Source organism: Shewanella japonica (assembly GCF_002075795.1).
GTDB lineage: Bacteria > Pseudomonadota > Gammaproteobacteria > Enterobacterales > Shewanellaceae > Shewanella > Shewanella japonica.
The window spans coordinates 369,616-389,212 of sequence record NZ_CP020472.1 but is presented as its reverse complement, the minus strand read 5'-3'; the positions used below and the strand labels follow the sequence as shown (position 1 = coordinate 389,212).

The following is a 19,597-nucleotide window of genomic DNA, read 5'->3' as shown; positions in this document are numbered from 1 at the left end:
GCAATCATACCAGGCTTAGACTTCTAGGCAATAAGTTTATAGTCGTTAGCTGAGCATTTAAACGGCTTTTAAATATCCTTCATCAATTACAAAAGTTATCGCTGACTTTTATTTCTACTATGCTAAAGTCACTTTTCATATTGATCACCCTAACCCGCCAAATTTAAAGAAGGTTTTGTGGAACAAGTTACTATCGTCATTGATTTTTTAGCAACTTATAAGTTGTTTGTTACTGTACTAATTATCCTACTGCTGTCGATGCTTAAACGCTTTGTGGTGTCTAAGATCCGGGGTGATGTGGCTTTTGTGAGTGAAGGCCAACGTAAATGGATGTCTCGCACCAAAAACGGCACCTTTATTTTAATCGTCATGGTGTTGTTTTTACTGTGGCAAACCGAGATTAATAAATTTGCACTATCAGTCACGGCTATTGCGATTGCCTTTGTGGTGGCGTCAAAAGAAATCATTTTGTGTTTTACCGGCTCGATACAACGTGCAAGCTCACGCTCATTTGTAATTGGCGACTGGATTGAAGTGGGCAAGCTGTGTGGTGAGGTCATCGAGCACAATCTAATGGCGACGGTGATCCAAGAGATTGATTTACACCATGGTCAGTACCATTACACGGGGAAAACAGTCACCTTCCCTAATAGTATGTTCTTTAGTTATGCGGTGAAAAACCTTAACTTTATGAAACGCTATGTGTACCACAGCTTTACGATTACAGTGGTTGAGTTTGTAAACTTGTATCCGCTGTTCCCTGATTTAGTTGAAAAAATTGAAGCTCACTGCGAAGACTTTTTAGAAGTCGCCACCCGCTACAACAATGTGATAGAAAAGCATGCAGGGGTCGATTTGCCAGGGCCAGAGCCTCATATTCATATCCATAGTGGGCCTGCTGGCGAGCAACTAGTGAATATCATGATTTTTTGCCCGACTGAACGTGCAACTCATTTAGAGCAACATATTAGAGAAGACTTTATGATTGCTTTTCATAAGGCATTTCCAAAGTCTGCGGCAAGCGAATAACTCTTACAAACTGAACGAAAAAGCCACTCAATTGAGTGGCTTTTTATTAATGATGGCACTGACGTTAAGCTATCTAAAAAAGAGGTTTAGCGGCGACCTGAGTGCAATTTATCGTGCAGTTGATGCAAGTCTTTGACTTCAAAGGTGGGGGTAATCCCATCGACTACATCCTTTCCATGGTGATTAAGCCAACAGGTATCAATACCTGCATTAACGCCACCAAGAATATCCGAATGCAGGTTATCACCCACCATCAATACAGTGTTTTTGTCTGGATGACCCATTAACTCAAACGTGTGCTCAAAAATACTCACATCGGGCTTAGCTTTGCCAAACTGTTCAGAAATCACTACGTGTTCAAAAGAGGGTTTAAATCCAGTGCGTTCTAATCGCACATTTTGTAATTCTGTTAAGCCGTTAGTGATGATCCCTAAACTGGCTTTACCTTCTAAACTGTTAATGAGTTTTTTAGCGCCCGGTAACGGCTGACAAATATCAGCCATAGCAGCTAAAAAGTCGCTATTAAGCTGCTTGGTCGTTAAGCCTAATTTGGTCGCCCAGTGTAAAAAGCGTGTGTGTTGCAGCTCCGCGGCATCGATTAATCCTTGCTGATAATCAACCCATAACTGCTTATTTACGGTTTGATAAAAAGCGAAATCACTGGCATTAAATTCGATATCAAAGCGAGAGAACATCAGCTGTAAACCAGCAAAAATATCAAAATCAAATAGGGTTTCGTCGGCATCAAACAAAATCCATTGGTACTTCATGATTTACCCTTACTGATATATACAGTGACTGAATTATTCAAATAGCGTCATCAGTTGCGCTTCTTGTGCAACTAAGCTTTTGTATACGGTTAACTGGTTGGCAGCTCTGTCGAGGTTATGGCCTTCGCGATGAATACCAAAATACACATCGCCATTTAAGTGATCGGTTAAAAAGCGCGACCCTAGCATTAACGCCATTACCTTTATGCCTAACCACAAACTACGTTTTTCTAGCGGGGTTAAAATTGCAGCTAATTGGTCGGTATACGCTTGGGTGGCTGCAGCAATGATTTCAGGACGAGCAACGACCTTATCAAGTGCTGTTGAGTCTTCTTCCTCTGGCGAGCAAAACGCGCGCACCATATCACCAAAGTCATACATTAAGTAGCCTTTCATGCAGGTGTCGATATCAATAACTGCCATGCTCGACATGTCACGTTTATCGAATAGCATGTTGTTGATTTTGGTATCGTTATGGCAAACACGCAGCGGTAATTGGCTTTCTATTTGTTCAAGCTCTGCGAAAAGTGCCTGCTGAGAAAGCACAAAGTCAGCCCAAGGCTTACAATGCTCAAGCCTGCCAACGTTATCTTCGGCAATGGCTTGTTTAAGCTGCTCGATACGTTGCGGTAAGTTTAAAAAGTTGGGAATAACATCGACTAGGCTGTTGGCATCTAAGTCACTTAATGCAAAAGCGAAGTGACCAAAAGCACTGGCCGCCATTTCAGCTTGCTCAGTATTGGTGACGACTTCAATCGTATGGCTGTTAGCTAAGTAGCTAATGGCGCGCCAGTAACCTCTATCACCAAGGTCGACAGATAAGCGACCATCTTTTAATACAACAGGCGAAATGACATCAAGTTGATACTCACCAAGAGTGGACTTTTGTATTAGGTGATGACTGACTTTTGCCGCATTATCGATTAATACGTCTGGCTCGGTAAACACAGTAGTATTAATTTGCTGTAGCACAAGTTGCCCTGTAGACCATCTCACCAAAAAGGTTTGGTTAATATGGCCATTGCCTAACGGGGCAATACTGGCATTTTCATCAGTAATTCCATACAAAGGCAAAATTGTTTGCCTAATAAACTCCACCACCCAACACTCCATATTTTTTATCGCGAGCCCGATAGTCTAATCCATCCCTGAGCACAAGACTAGCTATGCACCAGTAATGCCTTAAAACTCAACAAAAACGACACTATTCCCACTATCTCACGAGGTTAAAGGCTTTTTAAGTAGTGCGCAAAATCAGGTTGACTAGACAATGTTGCTTGGCTGCCCTTCAAACTAAAATTAAATCCGCACATTTTAAAACTACCTCGCATGGCTATATTGTTGATGATCTTAGCGTTATCTAGAGGAGAAAAACGAGCTTCAGTACCGCTGTCTGCCATTAAATCTACCTGCATAGGGCGGAATTTGCTGCCGTCGTTAAACACTAATTCAGCACAGCGTTTATCACCTTCTGCGTTATCTAAACGCCAAATAGATTGCGCATCGCCTTCATCACCTAACCAGCGAATGATTAAAATGTCTTGTTGTAAAATCAGCCAAAACCCATCTGGTAGCTTAACTCTGGCTGTCTCGCTAATGATTGCAGGCTGCTCGATAGGCGCTATTTCTACTGGCTCTTGTTCAACATCGCTGTTAGTAAATAGTAAGCTTATGAGGTAAATAATTACCGTAATGACACTAACAACACCCAGCCCTTTAGCTAGCATCATTAGCGTTTTTTGATTGTTTTGTCCCCAAACAAGCCATGACTTTAGCAGTTCAGATAACGAGCCAGACTCTAATGCACCACGGTCAACTCGGTAGGTCGGTTTATCATCGCTTTCATAAGCGGCTTGCTCATCAATATTATGTTGTTGGGCTTTAATATCATCTTTATAAACGGTTTCATGCTGATAACCTGGCTCATAACTGACATCATCGGCATCATAAACAGATTGCTCATTATCTTCAGTCATTGATGAAAACGCATGCTCGCCGCCCATAACTGGCTCTTGTCTTCGGCGTACATCGCCAAGCTTTACCGATGCTTTAGCATGAGGCCCAAAGTAGCCCATAACATAAGCAGGTTTACGCTGATTTGTTTTAGGCGCAGCAAGCCAAGCAAAGCCACCCGCTGTCAGCGCAGCAAGAATAAAAACAATACTAGACACAGCCACAGGGAAGCTAAAACTGAGCGACATACTAAACAGCAGCAACAACAGTACAGGGATCGCAAGCAACGTATTGGGTTTAGCCGCATCTTTTAAGCGACGTAAAGTGCTTAACGCGCAAATAGGTAACGCTAAGACAGCTGCAATTAATGTCACAATCGAGTTTGAAAAAAGTAGCGCAATCAATAACACAAAGACTAAGCAGCTTAATTGAATGGCTAAGGCTCTTAGGCCGTTATCTCGACCTTGGCGACAAAATAAGGAGGCGAATGACACAAGCAATCCCAATATCTAAATAAATGAACTGTTGGCAGACTAAACAATTTCAACGCTAAAGTCAGTGAAACCCACGTAAAATGGCACAAAAAAATGCTAAAAAGCACTATTTGGTACTAAATCGAAGGGGAAACTTATCCATTGTCTTTTTCGATTAAGGTTAAATTCAGGCTAGATAGGTGCTGCATCTATAGCAGTCGGGGATTGAGTGCTAAATTCAACGCAGAATTCTTTGCTATTTTTAGTGCAGATTTTTGCATTTTTCTCTATCACAAATCTCGCAAATTGTATGGCTTTGAGTATAATACTCGGCCTGATAAATAATCTGGTTGGAAATTGCACTATGAGCGCTCGAGGAAATCTATTTATTGTGTCTGCCCCAAGTGGCGCCGGTAAATCTTCACTTATCTCTGCTTTACTGAAAGATAAGCCAAGCGACATGCAAGTGTCTGTGTCTCATACCACCCGTCAGCCACGTCCAGGTGAAGTGAATGGTCAACATTATCACTTTGTCTCGGTTGAAGAGTTCAAAGCGCTTATTGCTGAAGAATCCTTCTTTGAATGGGCTGAAGTGTTTGGTAACTATTACGGCACATCCCGCACGGTTATTGAACAAACATTAGCAAATGGTATTGATGTATTTTTAGATATTGATTGGCAAGGCGCTGAACAAGTCAAAAAACTCATGCCAGAAGCCATTGGGGTATTTATTTTACCTCCTTCAAGGGCTGAACTTGAACGCCGTTTAACTGGCCGTGGTCAAGACAGCCAAGACGTCATTGACGGACGTATGGCTGAGGCTGTATCAGAAATGTCACACTATAAAGATGCAGATTATATTATTGTAAATGATGATTTTGACGTAGCTTTAGGCGATCTTTGCGCGATCATTCGCAGTCAAAGATCAACCTGCGCTAGTCAGATCCATACTCACAGTGGTATGATTAACGATCTGTTGGCAGATTAATTGTCATAGTGTACAATTTTGCGTCATTTTTTTCCCATAGATAACACTGGAGTTTCACCACATGGCTCGCGTAACTGTAGAAGACGCCGTAGAACAAATCGGCAACCGTTTTGACATGATCCTGGTTGCAGCGCGTCGTGCACGCCAAATCGCTGTGCAAGGTAAAGACCCTATGGTTGAAGAGATGAATGATAAGCCAACGGTTATCGCTCTACGCGAAATCGAATTAGGCTTAGTCACCTCTAACACTTTAGATGCTGACGAACGTCAAACTGTTCGTGAGCGTGAAGCCGCTGAAATTGCTGCTGTTGCAGCAATTGCTGAAGGCCGTACGCTTTAAGGAGTAGCGCCACTTGTATCTGTTTGAAGGTCTTAAGGAGTCTGCGTCAGGTTATCTAGAACCCGCGCAAGTAGAGTTACTCAAGCAGGCGTACATTGTTGCGCGTGATGCCCATGAAGGGCAAATGCGCACAAGTGGCGAACCCTATATTACCCATCCCGTTGCGGTAGCCCGCATTGTGGCTGACATGCGTCTTGATCACGAGACATTAATGGCAGCCCTGCTTCATGACACCATCGAAGATACCCCTGTTACCAAAGAAGAACTCACTGAGTTATTTGGCGTAACCGTGGCTGAACTCGTTGAGGGTGTGTCAAAACTCGATAAAATTAAGTTTCGCGATAAAAAAGAAGCCCAAGCCGAAAACTTCCGCAAGATGATGATGGCAATGACGCAGGATATCCGCGTTATTTTGATCAAGCTTGCTGACAGAACGCATAATATGCGTACTTTGGGTGCATTACGTCCTGACAAGCGTCGTCGTATTGCTCGCGAAACCTTAGAAATTTACGCACCGATCGCCAACCGTCTTGGTATTCATAATATCAAAAGCGAGTTAGAGGATTTAGGTTTCCAAGCCTATTATCCAATGCGCTACCGTGTGCTTAAAGAAGTCGTTAAAGCAGCCCGTGGTAATAGAAAAGAACTGATTAACAGTATTGAAGGTGCGATTACGACTCGTCTTGAAGATGCCGGCATTAAAGGCACTGTCAAAGGTCGTGAGAAAAACCTTTATTCCATCTATCGTAAGATGAGCAATAAAGAACTGCAGTTTCAAGAAGTCATGGATATCTATGCGTTCAGAGTCATGGTCGATTCCATTGATACCTGTTACCGCGTATTAGGTGCCATGCATGGTCTTTATAAGCCACACCCTGGGCGTTTTAAAGATTATATTGCGATTCCAAAAGCCAATGGTTACCAATCATTGCATACCTCATTATTTGGCCCTCATGCGGTTCCTGTTGAAGTTCAAATTCGTACTGAAGAAATGGACTTAATGGCAGATAAAGGGGTTGCTGCTCATTGGATGTATAAAAGCGGCACCAGTAGTTCGCAACAAAGTACCACTCAAATTCGTGCCCATAAATGGATGCAAAGTCTGCTGGAGCTGCAACAAAGCGCCAGTAGTTCATTTGAGTTTGTGGAAAACGTTAAAACCGAACTCTTCCCAGAAGAAATTTACGCCTTCACGCCTGAAGGTCGTATTTTAGAACTTCCGGTTAACTCGACTGCTGTCGATTTTGCTTACGAAGTGCATACTGATGTGGGTAATACCTGTGTTGGCGCACGTGTAAACCGTCAAGCATACCCACTCAGTCAGCCACTGATTTCCGGTCAAACTGTTGAAATTATTACCGCTAAGGGCGCACGTCCAAATGCCGCTTGGTTAAACTTTGTGGTAACAGGTAAAGCGCGCGGTAAAATCCGTCAAGTACTGAAGAGCTTGACCAGTGACGATGCTGTTGCATTAGGTAAACGCCTATTAAATCATGCCTTGGGTGAAACCAAGCTTGATAGCATTGATGCTGAGCAACTGGATAAGGTCATCTCTGAAACCAAACATGACGATTTAGAGTCACTCTTGGCGGATATCGGCTTAGGTAATGCCATGAGCATTGTGATTGCTCAGCGATTACTGGGTAAGAACCTCACGACTAAGAACGAAGATGACGACGATCACGAAGAGCATCTAATGCCGATTCGTGGTGCTGAAGGTATGCTTGTTACCTTCGCAAACTGTTGTCGCCCTATTCCTGGTGATGCCGTCGTTGCCCACGTGAGTCCTGGTAAAGGCTTAGTGGTTCACATGGAAAACTGCGCCAATATTCGAGGTTATCAAGGTGAGCCTGATAAATATATTCCAGTACATTGGGATAACGTTGAAGGCGAAACTTACCAAGCTAACTTGCGGGTTGAAATTGTTAACCATCAAGGCGCTCTAGCTAAGATCACCAATATTATCGCTGCGGCAGGCTCAAACATTCATAACTTGAGCACTGAAGAACGCGATGGCCGTGTTTACCTCATTAACCTGCGTATCTCGGTTGATGATCGTGTTCACCTCGCCAATGTCATGCGCCGTATTCGCGTATTGCCAGAAGTCTTGCGCACCTCACGTAATCGCTAGTAAGATTGCTAATCTAACTTTCCTAAGCTGAATGACTCTAACTCTATGAGGCAGCTTAGGTTTGCTTGCATTTTATTTTCAATTTTGAAGTTTTTACTTTCGCAGAGGGCGTCATGGCAGAAAAAATCATTATCGCAACCGATAAAGCTCCACAAGCAATTGGCACATATTCTCAAGCTGTAAAAGTGGGTAGCACTGTTTACCTATCAGGCCAAATTCCGTTAGTCCCAAGCACAATGGAAATGGTCAGCGATGACTTTTCTGCGCAAGTTGTGCAAGTATTCGAAAACTTAACTGCAGTATGTGAAGCCGCTGGCGGCAACATGTCAGATATTGTGAAGCTCAATATCTTCTTAACTGATCTTTCTCACTTTGCAACTGTAAATGACATCATGGCTAAATACCTCAGCCAACCTTACCCTGCACGTGCTGCAATTGGTGTAAAACAGCTTCCAAAGGGCTCTTTAGTTGAAATGGATGGAATAATGGAGATCTAGGTCACAAACCGACTTTTCCTCTACAGGGCGCCAATAGGCGCCCTTTTTATTAGAGCTATTACTCGATAACGGTTCACATCTCAGCTGAATATGCTAGTTTATTAGTTGTATTTATTAAAAATTAACAGCTTAACGTTTGCGAAGAATGCGTTAAATCGCCATACTGATAATCATCGTGTTCATTATTTACTCGTTCAATGGGAGCCAGTTAGTGTAATACCTGAAGATGTTACATATGTAAGTACTAGTCGTACTTTATGCATATATATAACGTTTTAGGCCTACATAACTGGTCTGAACTGATTAAATATTCAATGCGATTACAATAGATTATTACGTTAAAGACATTGAAATAAACACGACCTACATTAAAACAAAAAAGAACATGGAATCGTCAATGGAAAATCTAATGAAAACGCCAGTAGAAATGTTGTCGCACTGGGTAGAAACCCAGGGTAATGAAGTCTATTTACGCCAACCTATCAATGGTCAGTACGTTGACTTTACTTGGCGTGAAGTACAACAAAAAGTTCAGCAAGTTGCCGGTGCACTGCGTCATTTAGGCTTAGTACCAGGCGATAAAGTCGCAGTACTTTCTAAAAACTGTGCTGAATGGTTTATCACTGATTTAGCATTAATGCATGGCGGTTATATCAGTGTGCCGATTTACCCAACAGCAAATGCTGAGACTATTCGCTATGTCCTTGAGCACAGTGAAGCTAAAGCCATTTTTACAGGTAAATTAGATTTCTGGGCAGATCAAGAAGCGGGGGTAGGTGGTGAAATCTTACGTCTTGCAATGCCATATGACACCATGCCTTCTCAGTATCACTGGGACAAAATTCTTGAACTTGGCACGCCATTAGTTGATGCGCCGACGCCAACCGCAGAGCAAGTCATGACGCTGATTTATACCTCTGGCTCTACCGGTAAACCTAAAGGCGCAATTCAAACATTTGGTAGCTACGGTTGGACTTGTGAAGCCGTCGTGCGTGATTTAAAAACCAATACCACTGACAGATTATTATCTTACCTGCCATTAGCCCACATTACTGAGCGTGTCGCAATTCAAGGATCATCATTCTACTCAGGTTCTTCGGTCGCCTTTGTTGAAAGCCTAGACTCGTTTGTTGCAGATGTGCAGCGCTGTCGTCCTACGGTGTTTTTCTCGGTGCCACGTTTATGGACACTATTCCAGCTCAATATTATTGAAAAAGCCGGTGAAGCTAAATTGGACTTCCTGCTTAAAGTCCCCATCATTAGTAGCTTAGTTAAACGTAAGATCCAAAAAGGCCTAGGGCTGGAACATTGTCGTTTGCTGGGTTCAGGTTCAGCGCCTATTCCACCAAGCCAGCTTGAGTGGTACCACAAAATCGGCATGAACATTTCTGAAGCTTGGGGCATGACTGAAAACTGTGCTTACTCGATAATTAACTTCCCATTCGATGCCACTAAAATTGGTACAGTGGGACGCCCAGTCGAAGGTTGCCAAGTGCGCCGTAGTGACGAAGGTGAGCTGATGGTTAAAAGCCCTGGCTTAATGCAAGGCTATTGCAAACAAGAAGAAGTCACCAAAGCTTGTTTTGATGAAGATGGGTTTTTCCATACTGGCGATTTATGTGAAATTGATGATGAAGGCTTTATCTCAATTACGGGTCGCGTTAAAGACAACTTCAAAACCTCAAAAGGTAAGTATGTTGCGCCAGTCCCAATTGAGCGTAAGTTAGCTCAAGATTCACATATTGAATTATTGTGTGTCATTGGTTCGGGTTTACCGCACCCTGTGGCATTGGTTCAATTATCAGAAGGTGCTGCGTTGCAACCTCGTGAAGAAGTACGCTCATCACTCAAGGCGACCTTAGACAGCATTAACCCTAACTTAGAATCACACGAGCATGTTGACGCTATGGTTGTGGTAACAGAGCCTTGGACCATTGAAAATGATGCAATGACACCAACGCTTAAAATTAAACGCCACGTGCTAGAAAAGCAGTTTAGTGCCAAAGTTGATGGTATTCGTGGTGCGAAAATTTGCTGGGAAGATGAAATTTAACCCGCTGTTTGGTTAGACTGATTAAAGCACACCTTATTGGTGTGCTTTTTTGTCCCTGGTATTTGCAAAATAACCCTATGCTATACCTAAGCTATATGAACAAAATTTAACCTCCGGCTCGATAATTTAAATTGCGCAAAACTAAAAAATCACTATGCTTGCCGTCCATTTCGGTTTCAGCCATTTTTGAGAGTGAATCATGCTAATTATGTTGTCGATTATCGGCGGTTTTTTGATTTTAACCCTAGGTGCAGAAGCGCTCGTGCGAGGAGCAAGTCAAATAGCGCTCAAGTTGGGACTTACGCCGCTTATTATCGGTTTAACAATCGTGGCCTTTGGCACCAGCGCCCCTGAGCTTGCAGTGAGTGTTAAGTCAGCTATTGCAGGTAATAGCGGAATTGCGTTGGGCAACGTTATCGGCTCAAACATTGCCAATATCGGTTTAATCTTAGGAATAACAGCGCTTATCCGTCCAATAAAAATCGAATCACAGATGGTGCGCCGAGATATCCCTATTATGATTGCGGCCTCATTATTGTTTTGGGGGTTATTACTGGATGGTGGTTTAAGCTTTTTTGATGGCGTCATTCTCACTACGTTGCTTATCAGTTACTTACTATTTAGCTATTTCACAGCAGACAAACAACAAAATGACGACTCTGAAAGTGCAACAAATCAAAGCAACCTCCTTTCAGTACTAATGATTATTGTCGGTATTTCTATGCTTGTCGGTGGCGGCATTTTGTTTGTCGATGGCGCAGTTGCCATGGCAAAGTCGATAGGTATTAGTGAGGTGGTTATTGGCCTCACCATCGTCGCGATAGGCACCAGTATGCCGGAGCTTGTCACCTCTATTGTGGCAGCACTGAAAGGCGAAAGTGATATAGCGATTGGTAATGTCGTTGGTTCAAACCTATTTAACATTTTAGGGATTTTAGGGGTAACGGCCCTTATCCACCCTATTATCAGTAATGAGATAAGCCAAATTGACTGGGTGGTCATGATCGCATTAGCAGCAGTATTACTGCCCTTTGCTTACACAGGCCTGCGGATTGGTCGCCGAGAAGCTGCTGTTTTAGTCGCCAGCTATTTAGGCTATATCAGTTACTTAGTGATCCAAGCGTAAGTATAAAAACGGTTCAGTCTATGCGATAGGGTCAAACAAAAAGCCTAAGACGATAACATCAGGACTAAACCATAAGCCAGCATGCTAATTCAGTATGCTGGCTTTTTTATTAATGACATTTGTCATCATAAACTGATGACGTTTGTGCCTGCACACATTCACGCCAATATTGAATACTAACTCTGCACTCAACACACACTTGAATAAACGGAGTTAATCATGAAAACATTATTTATTGCCGCTACCTTATCTTTAGTCAGTCAAACCAGTGTCGCAGATATCAATAGTATTGATGCTGCAGCCAATACCATGAACCTTGAAGCGCTCAATCAAATCAGCCAGCAAAGTGTTGATTATGAACATGCCTATGCCCAATACCGTATTGCAATTACTGCCAATATTTTAGGACAACGTGGTGTCGCAAAACGTGCGCTTACTGATGCACAAGCCACACTTGAAGCAGTTATCAGTCGTGAAGATCATGCTGAATCGATGACATTACTCGCGCAAATCTATGGCATGCAAATCGCTTATGACGGCGCTAAAGCCCAACAATTATCATCTAAAGCAAGCGCTTTATTACAGCAGGCTGAACAATTAAGTCCCGACAACCCTCGAATTGCATTAGTTAAAGCTATGAGTGCATTTTACACGCCTGCGCAATATGGTGGAGGTTACGACAAAGCCAGTGAGTTGGCCTCATTAGCCATTGCACGCTATCAAAACCCTTGTGATGAGATCTGTTGGGGACATGCTGAAGCTTACACTTGGCGAGGTCTTGCCAAACAAGAGCTCGGTCAACAAGATGCCGCAAAGCAGGACTGGCAACAGGCGTTAACTATTAATCCAGACTATGGTTGGGCTAACTTCCTGCTAAACCCAACCTCTACAGTGAATGCTAGTCAATAATGCCACGGGACCTGTTAGCTACTGCTACCCATTGCCGATGGGTTGCAGTATGCTAACTTGCTAAGGAAAGGTTATGAATACTCAAGATACTGCCAATCAGTCTGCTCAAGGAATGGTTCACACGGATATGACCACTAACGAAAACAACCACCCAGAAAAAGCCTACAAGCAAAAAACGGCTTGGGTCTATTTGTTAAACCTCATTTTTTATTTCATACCTATTTGGTTTATGCGTGATGATGTTATGCGTGTAAGCATTAGTCTATTGCTATTAATTCCATTCTTATACGGTTATTTTTGGGCTTATAAAAGTAGCCAAGCAAAAGCCATATACCCTATATCGTTAATGATTTCGACTGCGGTTATCGCCAGTTTATTTACCAGCGGCGGAATTTCATTTTTTAGTTTTGCGGGCTTTTTTATTGGTTTTTTTTACTCATTACGCACCAGCATTATCAGTTTTATCGCCATCAGTATTGGGTTATGGACACTAAACTACCTTGTAGGGTATCCCGCATTTTATTTCCCGCTATACGGCATGTTAATCGTGTTTGTGGTGGGATTATTTGGTGTAGTAGAACATAACAATGAGCGAATTAGACGTCAGCAACGTCAATCAAATGATGAAATTGCCAGTTTAGCGACAGCCCTAGAACGAGAAAGAATTGCTCGAGATCTTCACGATATTATGGGTCACAACTTATCGTCTATCGCCCTTAAAGCGCAGTTAGCGGAAAAACTCGTTGAAGCAGGAAACCTGCCTTTAGCAAAAGAACATTTGAGTCAATTAGCAGAAATAGCCAGAGACAGCCTTAGTCAAATCAGACAAACAGTATCGGATTATAAACATAAAGGCTTGGCTGACACCTTACAGCAATTAACCGCATCCCTTCGAGAACAAAGCATAGAAGTGAACGTCAACGGCCAACTGCCCGAGATGCCCGAATTATATGAATCACAACTAGGGTTAATGTTTACTGAACTAGTCAATAACATGCTCAAGCACGGCACCGCAACTGAATGTTGGTGGCAGTTTAGCCATCAAAACAACACCCTAAACGTACGTTTATCTGATAATTCATCAACACAAGCGATAGTGGAAGGAAACGGACTAAAAGGCATCGCAGAACGGGCTCAATTGCTCAAAGGCGCATTTAACTATCAAATTACCGATGGTTATCAGTTCACGATTTCATTGCCTCTTTCTACCGATAAGGACAGCTGATTCATGAAAATTTTACTGGCAGAGGATCAAGCTATGGTGAGAGGAGCGCTTTCAGCACTGCTCACTCTTAGCAATGATGAAACCATTGGCCCAGTTGAAGTCACAGAAGCCGAAGACGGCACTCAGGCTATTGCGTTACTCAAACAACACTCGTTTGATTTACTGCTCAGTGACATCGAAATGCCAGGGCGTACAGGCCTTGAATTAGCACAATGGCTTAAAGAACAGCAAGGTGCAGCACTGCAAACCAAAGTCATTATCTTAACCACCTTTGGTCGAGCCGGTTATATCAAGCGAGCGCTTGCCTGTGGCGTCGATGGCTTTTTATTAAAAGATGCCCCCACAGAAAGTTTATTATCGGCAATCAAGCAGGTCATGGCTGGCAAAAAGGTGATCGATCCTGAGCTTGCAATCAGTGCCATCGGGGATATTGATCCGCTAAATGATAAGGAACGAAAAGCGTTACGATTTGCCAGCGAAGGATTATCTACCAGTGATATTGCCGCGAAGCTGTTCATTGCCGAAGGGACAGTCAGGAATTACTTGTCTGAAGCGATCAGTAAGCTTAATGCCAGTAATCGTATTGATGCTGCCCGTATCGCTAAACAAAAAGGCTGGTTATAGCGTTGCTTAGCTGCCAAAAAGGGGAATATTATTGCCTTGTATTCAAACTCTGCTAAGATAGGCATAAATATCTGTATATATTTACAGTACTATTGTCTCTAGCAAGCATTCTCACTCGATAGTGAACTGTATAACTTATTGGATAACTCTGTTAACCCTTGCTAGCATGATAGCGCCAACACTCGACAATATGAAGGCATTGTGGATTTGCAACCATTGGATCAGGTTCCTATTACCGACTTAAAAGGCGTAGCCAAAAAAGTCGCTGAAAAACTCGATAAGCTGGGTATTAAAACAGTACAAGATGTGCTGTTTCATCTGCCTATGCGCTACGAAGATCGCACCCAAATCTATCCCATTGCGAGTTTATATCCTGCCATGTATGGCACTGTCGAAGCAGAAATCATTTCTACCCAAATTGTCCCTGGCCGTAAACGCATGCTGACCTGTACTATTACAGACGACACAGGAATGCTAACCCTACGTTTCTTTAACTTTTCAGTCGCCCAACGTAATGGCATGCAAAACGGCGCGATTATTCGCGCTTATGGTGAAATTAAGCGCGGTAAAAGACACTTTGAGATTATTCATCCCGAATACAAGATAATCAAAGAAGGCGAGAATCCAGCATTAAGTGATTCACTGACCCCCATTTACCCTTCAACAGAAGGTCTTAAACAAGCCAGTTGGATTAAACTAACCGAACAAGCACTGACTCACCTAACTCACGGCGGGTTAACCGAGTTGCTCCCCGCCGAGTTGCAGCCCAATAATATGAGTATTAGCCATGCTTTACAGTTAATACATAGGCCTCCCAATGACATCGAACAAGCTGACTTGGAGGTGGGGATGCATCCTGCTCAGCAGCGGTTAGTGCAAGAAGAGTTATTGGCGCACAATTTAAGTATGCTAAAGCTGCGTCAACGTAACAACCTTGATAAAGCTGTCACACTTTCGGCAACAGGCCAACTACTAAACCCGTTTTTAAAAGCCCTGCCCTTCAAACCCACAGGGGCTCAACAGCGAGTGGTCGCAGACATAAGCCGAGATATTGAGAAACCAACACCAATGATGCGTTTAGTGCAAGGTGATGTCGGTTCAGGAAAAACCTTAGTTGCTGCACTGGCAGCGCTACAAGCCATTGAAAATGGCTACCAAGTGGCGATGATGGCACCCACCGAATTGCTGGCTGAACAACATGCCATTAATTTTGCTGCGTGGTTTGAGCCGCTCGGACTAAAAGTCGGCTGGCTTGCAGGTAAACTAAAAGGCAAAGCAAGGGCTCAATCACTAGCGGATATCGCTGATGGTAGCGCCAATATGGTCATTGGCACCCACGCCATCTTCCAAGAACAAGTCAGTTTTGACAAATTAGCACTGATAATTATCGATGAGCAGCATCGCTTTGGAGTGCATCAACGGTTGGGCCTACGTGAAAAAGGCATTAGCCAAGGTTTTCATCCTCATCAATTGATCATGACAGCCACTCCGATACCTCGCACGTTAGCAATGACAGCTTATGCCGACTTAGAAACCTCTATCATTGATGAGCTACCACCTGGCAGAACGCCTGTCAGTACAGTTGCTGTGAGTGATAATCGCCGTGATGAAGTCATTGAGCGGGTCAAGCAAGCAGCCTTAAACGACAATCGACAAATTTATTGGGTCTGCACCTTAATTGAAGAATCTGAAGTGCTGGAATGCCAAGCTGCTGAAGATACAGCAGAAGAACTCAGTCGTTTATTACCAGAACTCAACATTGGTCTGGTGCATGGACGAATGAAAAGCGCAGAAAAACAGCAAATAATGGCTCAATTTAAAGCGGGTGAGCTACATTTACTAGTGGCAACCACTGTGATTGAAGTTGGTGTTGATGTACCCAATGCCAGTTTGATGATTATTGAAAACCCCGAAAGGCTGGGCTTAGCGCAATTACACCAATTACGTGGTCGTGTCGGTCGAGGCTCAGTCGTGAGTCATTGCCTACTGCTTTACAAAGCGCCATTGTCGCAAACAGCAACAAAACGACTTGGTGTATTAAGGTCGAGTAATGACGGTTTTGTTATTGCCCAAAAAGATTTAGAGATCCGCGGCCCAGGTGAAGTGCTCGGCACTCGTCAAACTGGGCTGGCAGAAATGAAAATAGCAGATTTGGTCAGAGACCAGTATTTAATTGAAAACACCCAAAAACTTGCCGCACATGTCATGCGACAAGTACCTGAAAATGTTGATGGCATCATTCACCGTTGGTTAGGTGATCGCCAGCAATACGTACAAGCATAAATTATTGTTAACTTAGGTCTATTATCACTAGACAAGCGTTAATAATATTGCAGAATGAGTGATGAGCTTGAGGCTAAACAATATTTATCTCGTGTTCAGTTCCACTTTTGATGTTTAAAGCTAAGGAATAGAAATGCAAGTCAATCAAGAAGACAGAGCAACACCACAATCGAGCCGCGCAGGTGGCAGCAATGCAGGTGTTATCGGCGTAACCATTGCCGTTATTTTGGCTGGTGCAGGTTATTTCTATTTCACGTCAGAGCCGTCTGAACCTGAGGTAATAGCCCCAACACCAGTACAATTGCCAGAGCCGGTGCCTGAACAGCCCATCGAGCAAGAGCCAATTGAAGAAGTGATTGTTGAACCAGAAGTGGTAGAGCCGACCGAAATCATTCCAACAGAACCTGAAGTGGTCGTTGAACCACTACCAGCACTGACCGAAAGTGATGATTTTGTAGAGCAAAAAACCATTGAAATGGCTGATGGAATGAAAATCGAATCCATCATCCTTAAAAAAGACATTGCTCGCCAGTTTGTGGTATTTGTCGACAACATGGCACAAGGTGAAGTCATTCACAAAGCCAGCCCTTTAAAAGGTCCTAAAGACAGCTTTAGCGTCAGTGAAATTACCGACAAAATCTACTTAAACCCAGACAGCTACCACCGTTATGATCTCTATGCAGACATGATAGCGGGCATGAATGATGAACAGCTAGTCAGTACTTTTGAAGAATTATCGCCTTTATTTGACGAAGCATTTGAAGAACTTGGTTATAGTGACATGAGCTTCAATGAACGCATGGTAGAAGCATTTGATGTGATTTTGGCAGCCCCCATTATCGAAGATCCAATTGAGCTGTCATCAATCAGTGTTAACTATTTATTTGTTGACCCTAAACTTGAGTCGCTACCTAACATTCAAAAATTAATGGTGCGCATGGGGCCTGAAAATACTAAGAAAATCAAAGGTGCTGTAAGAAAGCTTAAACAACAGCTAAACAACTAGCTTTTGTAGGTATTTTTAGTACTAGCCAACCTATCGCTGCCAAACCCTAATCGAATAAGAGCAAGTTACTCGATTAGGTTTGCAGTTCAAGGACCCACAAAATAGCGACCTTATGTCGCTATTTTTTGTTTTTGTGATGCTAAATATTACGGTACAATTGCTGACGTTATTAAATTAACAACAAGCTGCCATATTCATAGCGTCCAAACCCTATCGATGTGGCCATCTCAGCAAGGGATACCTGAGTCGTACCAGAGGCAATGTAGTGCAATTAGTATTTGATATTCTTTCATGGGGCGCATGGTCTCTAGACTTTCAAGATAAAGAAAGCTGGCGCCAATGGGATAATGCTGTCACCCCGACTACAGAAAATAAAACCTCTCCCGCTTTAGCTCACGTGCCAGCCATGCAACGTCGCCGTTTTAGCCGCTTAACTAAAATGATGCTGACTGCAGCCCATGACTGCCAACCCGCAAAACATTGCCGCAGCGTGTTTGCTTCTCGTCATGGCGAACTCACTCGCACACTGGGTTTATTACAAGATATTGTTGATAAAGAAGCGCTTTCTCCATTAGCTTTCAGCCAGTCAGTACACAACACAGCCAGTGGCATTTACGGCATAGTGAGTGGCAATACTGCAGCTTCAACTTCTGTTGCAGCAGGTGAAGAAAGCCTATCCCAAGCCATGATTGAAGCATTTGCGCAGCTAGCTGAAAACCCTGAACCGGTTCTGCTTGTCTTTGGTGACGATCCTGTCCCGCCTATTTACAATCAATACACCCAAGAATATGAATTACCTTTGGCAATGGGCTTATATCTTGCCCCAGCCAACAGTACTGAGCATCAGCACACTGTTCTAGGTCAATTGACGCTATCAAACGGCAATACAAACGAGTCCCAGCCAATCAGTTATGCGCAATTTATTCATGCTATTGCTTCGCAAACTTCGCTAACAGGTCAATTGGCTCATTGGCAGTGGCAATTGACCCCGCAATTAGGTCATGACCACACGACCCAGCGACATGAAAGTCGCTGATATTATAAGTTGCAGAGTATGACGAATAAAAACAGCTCAGTAGAGTTCCCTGAACCCGCCCCTTACTTAACGGGGCTAGCATATGTACCTCGTTGGATAGGTGGCACCTTATGTTATGTTGTTTTTGGTTTAGGTGGACTATTAAGCTCGCTCACTGTTTTACCTGTATTACGTTTGTGGCCGGGTACAAAACAGCAACGAATTGCCAGAGTACAAAAAGCGGTCCACATTATGTTTAAAGGTTTTGTGTGGATGCTCAGTGCAACCGGAGTCATTAAAGTCAGTACCAAAACGCTCCCTAGCTTAAGCGAGGCAAAAGGAGTGATAGTGGTGGCTAATCACCCAACCTTGGTTGATGTGGTGGTGTTAATCAGTTTAATGCCCAATGCCGGTTGTATTGTTAAGCAAGGATTATGGCGCAACCCCTTTATACGCGGTGTATTAGCATCAGCAGGGTATATTCCTAATCGTGGTGCAGACTTGTTACTAAAAGACTGTCAGCAAGTGTTAGCAACAGATACAAACTTAATTATTTTCCCAGAAGGCACTCGTACCCTTGTGGGGGCTAAAACAAATCCATTTGCACGTGGCGCTGCAAATATCGCATTACGTACACAAACTGATATCATGCCTGTCATACTTCGTATTGATGTGGCCGGACTGACAAAGCAGCAACCTTGGTACGAACTACCAAGGCAAACAATCAATATGTCTGTAGAAATGGGCGCACCTTTTGAGTACCTAAGGTATGATGCTAGTCAAAACAATGAAGCTAAAATGGCCAGAGTTCTGACAAGAGAGTTGCAGCAGTATTACGCTGAGCAACTCACAGCATTACCGCCATTACGCAACATGAGCAAACATTAATTACACCAATCACAATTAGAATATTAATATGAATTTACACAACGAAATTAAGCAGCTCATTATTGACTGCCTCGACTTAGAAGATGTCAGTATCGACGATATTGAAACTGACGCACCACTATTTGGTGAAGGCTTAGGATTAGACTCAATCGATGCGCTTGAGCTAGGTTTAGCAATTAAAAAGCAATTCGATATCAAAATAGAAGCTAACTCTGAAGCAACTAAAGCACACTTTTACAGCGTAGCAAGCTTAGCTAGCTTTATTGAATCACAGCGTTCTTAGGAGT

General features: G+C 43.1%; 18 protein-coding genes. 15 read left to right on the top strand and 3 right to left on the bottom strand.

Annotated features, from left to right (window positions below; genetic code table 11):
• Positions 1–177: 177 nt before the first annotated feature.
• The gene (locus tag SJ2017_RS01750) at positions 178–1,029 is read left to right on the top strand and encodes a mechanosensitive ion channel family protein (RefSeq protein ID WP_080914692.1); all 852 of its coding nucleotides are present in this window, start codon (positions 178–180) and stop codon (positions 1,027–1,029) included.
• 86 nt (positions 1,030–1,115) lie between these two features.
• Here the strand turns inward: SJ2017_RS01750 and yjjG are convergent, their stop codons facing one another.
• From yjjG to SJ2017_RS01735, 3 genes are all read right to left on the bottom strand, one after another.
• Positions 1,116–1,799 carry a pyrimidine 5'-nucleotidase gene (gene yjjG, locus SJ2017_RS01745; protein ID WP_080914691.1) on the bottom strand — a complete coding sequence of 228 codons (684 nt, stop codon included), beginning with the start codon at positions 1,797–1,799 and terminating at the stop codon, positions 1,116–1,118.
• 33 nt (positions 1,800–1,832) lie between these two features.
• Positions 1,833–2,900: a phosphotransferase enzyme family protein gene (locus SJ2017_RS01740; protein ID WP_080914690.1), complete on the bottom strand. Its 1,068-nt coding sequence runs from the start codon at positions 2,898–2,900 to the stop codon at positions 1,833–1,835.
• Positions 2,901–3,025: 125 nt separating this feature from the next.
• Entirely contained in the window at positions 3,026–4,246 is a 1,221-nt protein-coding gene (locus tag SJ2017_RS01735; protein ID WP_080914689.1) for a hypothetical protein, read from the bottom strand.
• Positions 4,247–4,589: 343 nt separating this feature from the next.
• Between SJ2017_RS01735 and gmk the strand changes: the two genes are divergently transcribed.
• The 14 genes from gmk (at position 4,590) to SJ2017_RS01665 (ending at position 19,593) form a co-directional block, all read left to right on the top strand.
• Entirely contained in the window at positions 4,590–5,213 is a 624-nt protein-coding gene (gene gmk, locus SJ2017_RS01730) for a guanylate kinase (protein ID WP_055025247.1), read from the top strand.
• A gap of 61 nt (positions 5,214–5,274) precedes the next feature.
• Positions 5,275–5,553, top strand: a complete 279-nt coding sequence (gene rpoZ / locus SJ2017_RS01725) for a DNA-directed RNA polymerase subunit omega (RefSeq protein ID WP_055025248.1) — start codon at positions 5,275–5,277, stop codon at positions 5,551–5,553.
• 13 nt (positions 5,554–5,566) lie between these two features.
• The gene (gene spoT / locus SJ2017_RS01720) at positions 5,567–7,684 is read left to right on the top strand and encodes a bifunctional GTP diphosphokinase/guanosine-3',5'-bis pyrophosphate 3'-pyrophosphohydrolase (RefSeq protein ID WP_080914688.1); all 2,118 of its coding nucleotides are present in this window, start codon (positions 5,567–5,569) and stop codon (positions 7,682–7,684) included.
• Positions 7,685–7,797: 113 nt separating this feature from the next.
• Positions 7,798–8,181: a RidA family protein gene (locus tag SJ2017_RS01715; RefSeq protein ID WP_080914687.1), complete on the top strand. Its 384-nt coding sequence runs from the start codon at positions 7,798–7,800 to the stop codon at positions 8,179–8,181.
• 397 nt (positions 8,182–8,578) lie between these two features.
• Positions 8,579–10,234, top strand: coding sequence for an AMP-binding protein (locus tag SJ2017_RS01710; RefSeq protein ID WP_080914686.1), 1,656 nt, complete (start codon positions 8,579–8,581; stop codon positions 10,232–10,234).
• A 199-nt stretch (positions 10,235–10,433) separates the two neighbouring features.
• Entirely contained in the window at positions 10,434–11,360 is a 927-nt protein-coding gene (locus tag SJ2017_RS01705; RefSeq protein WP_065110108.1) for a calcium/sodium antiporter, read from the top strand.
• Positions 11,361–11,579: 219 nt separating this feature from the next.
• Positions 11,580–12,269, top strand: a complete 690-nt coding sequence (locus tag SJ2017_RS01700) for a tetratricopeptide repeat protein (protein ID WP_080914685.1) — start codon at positions 11,580–11,582, stop codon at positions 12,267–12,269.
• Positions 12,270–12,342: 73 nt separating this feature from the next.
• Positions 12,343–13,494: a sensor histidine kinase gene (locus tag SJ2017_RS01695; RefSeq protein ID WP_225442152.1), complete on the top strand. Its 1,152-nt coding sequence runs from the start codon at positions 12,343–12,345 to the stop codon at positions 13,492–13,494.
• Between the two features lie 3 nt (positions 13,495–13,497).
• On the top strand, positions 13,498–14,118 hold the full coding sequence (locus SJ2017_RS01690) for a response regulator transcription factor (RefSeq protein WP_080914684.1): 621 nt from the start codon (positions 13,498–13,500) through the stop codon (positions 14,116–14,118).
• 207 nt (positions 14,119–14,325) lie between these two features.
• A complete protein-coding gene (gene recG / locus SJ2017_RS01685; protein ID WP_080917348.1) occupies positions 14,326–16,401 on the top strand; it encodes an ATP-dependent DNA helicase RecG in 2,076 nt (691 codons plus the stop codon).
• Between the two features lie 133 nt (positions 16,402–16,534).
• Positions 16,535–17,407, top strand: coding sequence for a DUF3014 domain-containing protein (locus SJ2017_RS01680; RefSeq protein ID WP_080914683.1), 873 nt, complete (start codon positions 16,535–16,537; stop codon positions 17,405–17,407).
• 265 nt (positions 17,408–17,672) lie between these two features.
• Positions 17,673–18,443: a beta-ketoacyl synthase chain length factor gene (locus SJ2017_RS01675; protein WP_080914682.1), complete on the top strand. Its 771-nt coding sequence runs from the start codon at positions 17,673–17,675 to the stop codon at positions 18,441–18,443.
• An 18-nt stretch (positions 18,444–18,461) separates the two neighbouring features.
• Positions 18,462–19,310: a lysophospholipid acyltransferase family protein gene (locus tag SJ2017_RS01670; protein ID WP_080914681.1), complete on the top strand. Its 849-nt coding sequence runs from the start codon at positions 18,462–18,464 to the stop codon at positions 19,308–19,310.
• A gap of 28 nt (positions 19,311–19,338) precedes the next feature.
• Positions 19,339–19,593, top strand: coding sequence for a phosphopantetheine-binding protein (locus SJ2017_RS01665; RefSeq protein WP_055025258.1), 255 nt, complete (start codon positions 19,339–19,341; stop codon positions 19,591–19,593).
• The last annotated feature ends 4 nt before the right edge of the window (positions 19,594–19,597 follow it).

What these genes read in the sequence shown, in the direction of transcription:
- SJ2017_RS01700 (WP_080914685.1), top strand. Translation starts at nt 11,580, where the DNA reads ATGAAAACATTATTTATTGCCGCTACCTTATCTTTAGTCAGTCAAACC.
- yjjG (WP_080914691.1), bottom strand. Translation starts at nt 1,799, where the DNA reads ATGAAGTACCAATGGATTTTGTTTGATGCCGACGAAACCCTATTTGAT.
- SJ2017_RS01695 (WP_225442152.1), top strand. Translation starts at nt 12,343, where the DNA reads ATGAATACTCAAGATACTGCCAATCAGTCTGCTCAAGGAATGGTTCAC.
- SJ2017_RS01710 (WP_080914686.1), top strand. Translation starts at nt 8,579, where the DNA reads ATGGAAAATCTAATGAAAACGCCAGTAGAAATGTTGTCGCACTGGGTA.
- SJ2017_RS01665 (WP_055025258.1), top strand. Translation starts at nt 19,339, where the DNA reads ATGAATTTACACAACGAAATTAAGCAGCTCATTATTGACTGCCTCGAC.
- SJ2017_RS01715 (WP_080914687.1), top strand. Translation starts at nt 7,798, where the DNA reads ATGGCAGAAAAAATCATTATCGCAACCGATAAAGCTCCACAAGCAATT.
- SJ2017_RS01670 (WP_080914681.1), top strand. Translation starts at nt 18,462, where the DNA reads ATGACGAATAAAAACAGCTCAGTAGAGTTCCCTGAACCCGCCCCTTAC.
- rpoZ (WP_055025248.1), top strand. Translation starts at nt 5,275, where the DNA reads ATGGCTCGCGTAACTGTAGAAGACGCCGTAGAACAAATCGGCAACCGT.
- SJ2017_RS01705 (WP_065110108.1), top strand. Translation starts at nt 10,434, where the DNA reads ATGCTAATTATGTTGTCGATTATCGGCGGTTTTTTGATTTTAACCCTA.
- gmk (WP_055025247.1), top strand. Translation starts at nt 4,590, where the DNA reads ATGAGCGCTCGAGGAAATCTATTTATTGTGTCTGCCCCAAGTGGCGCC.
- SJ2017_RS01690 (WP_080914684.1), top strand. Translation starts at nt 13,498, where the DNA reads ATGAAAATTTTACTGGCAGAGGATCAAGCTATGGTGAGAGGAGCGCTT.
- SJ2017_RS01680 (WP_080914683.1), top strand. Translation starts at nt 16,535, where the DNA reads ATGCAAGTCAATCAAGAAGACAGAGCAACACCACAATCGAGCCGCGCA.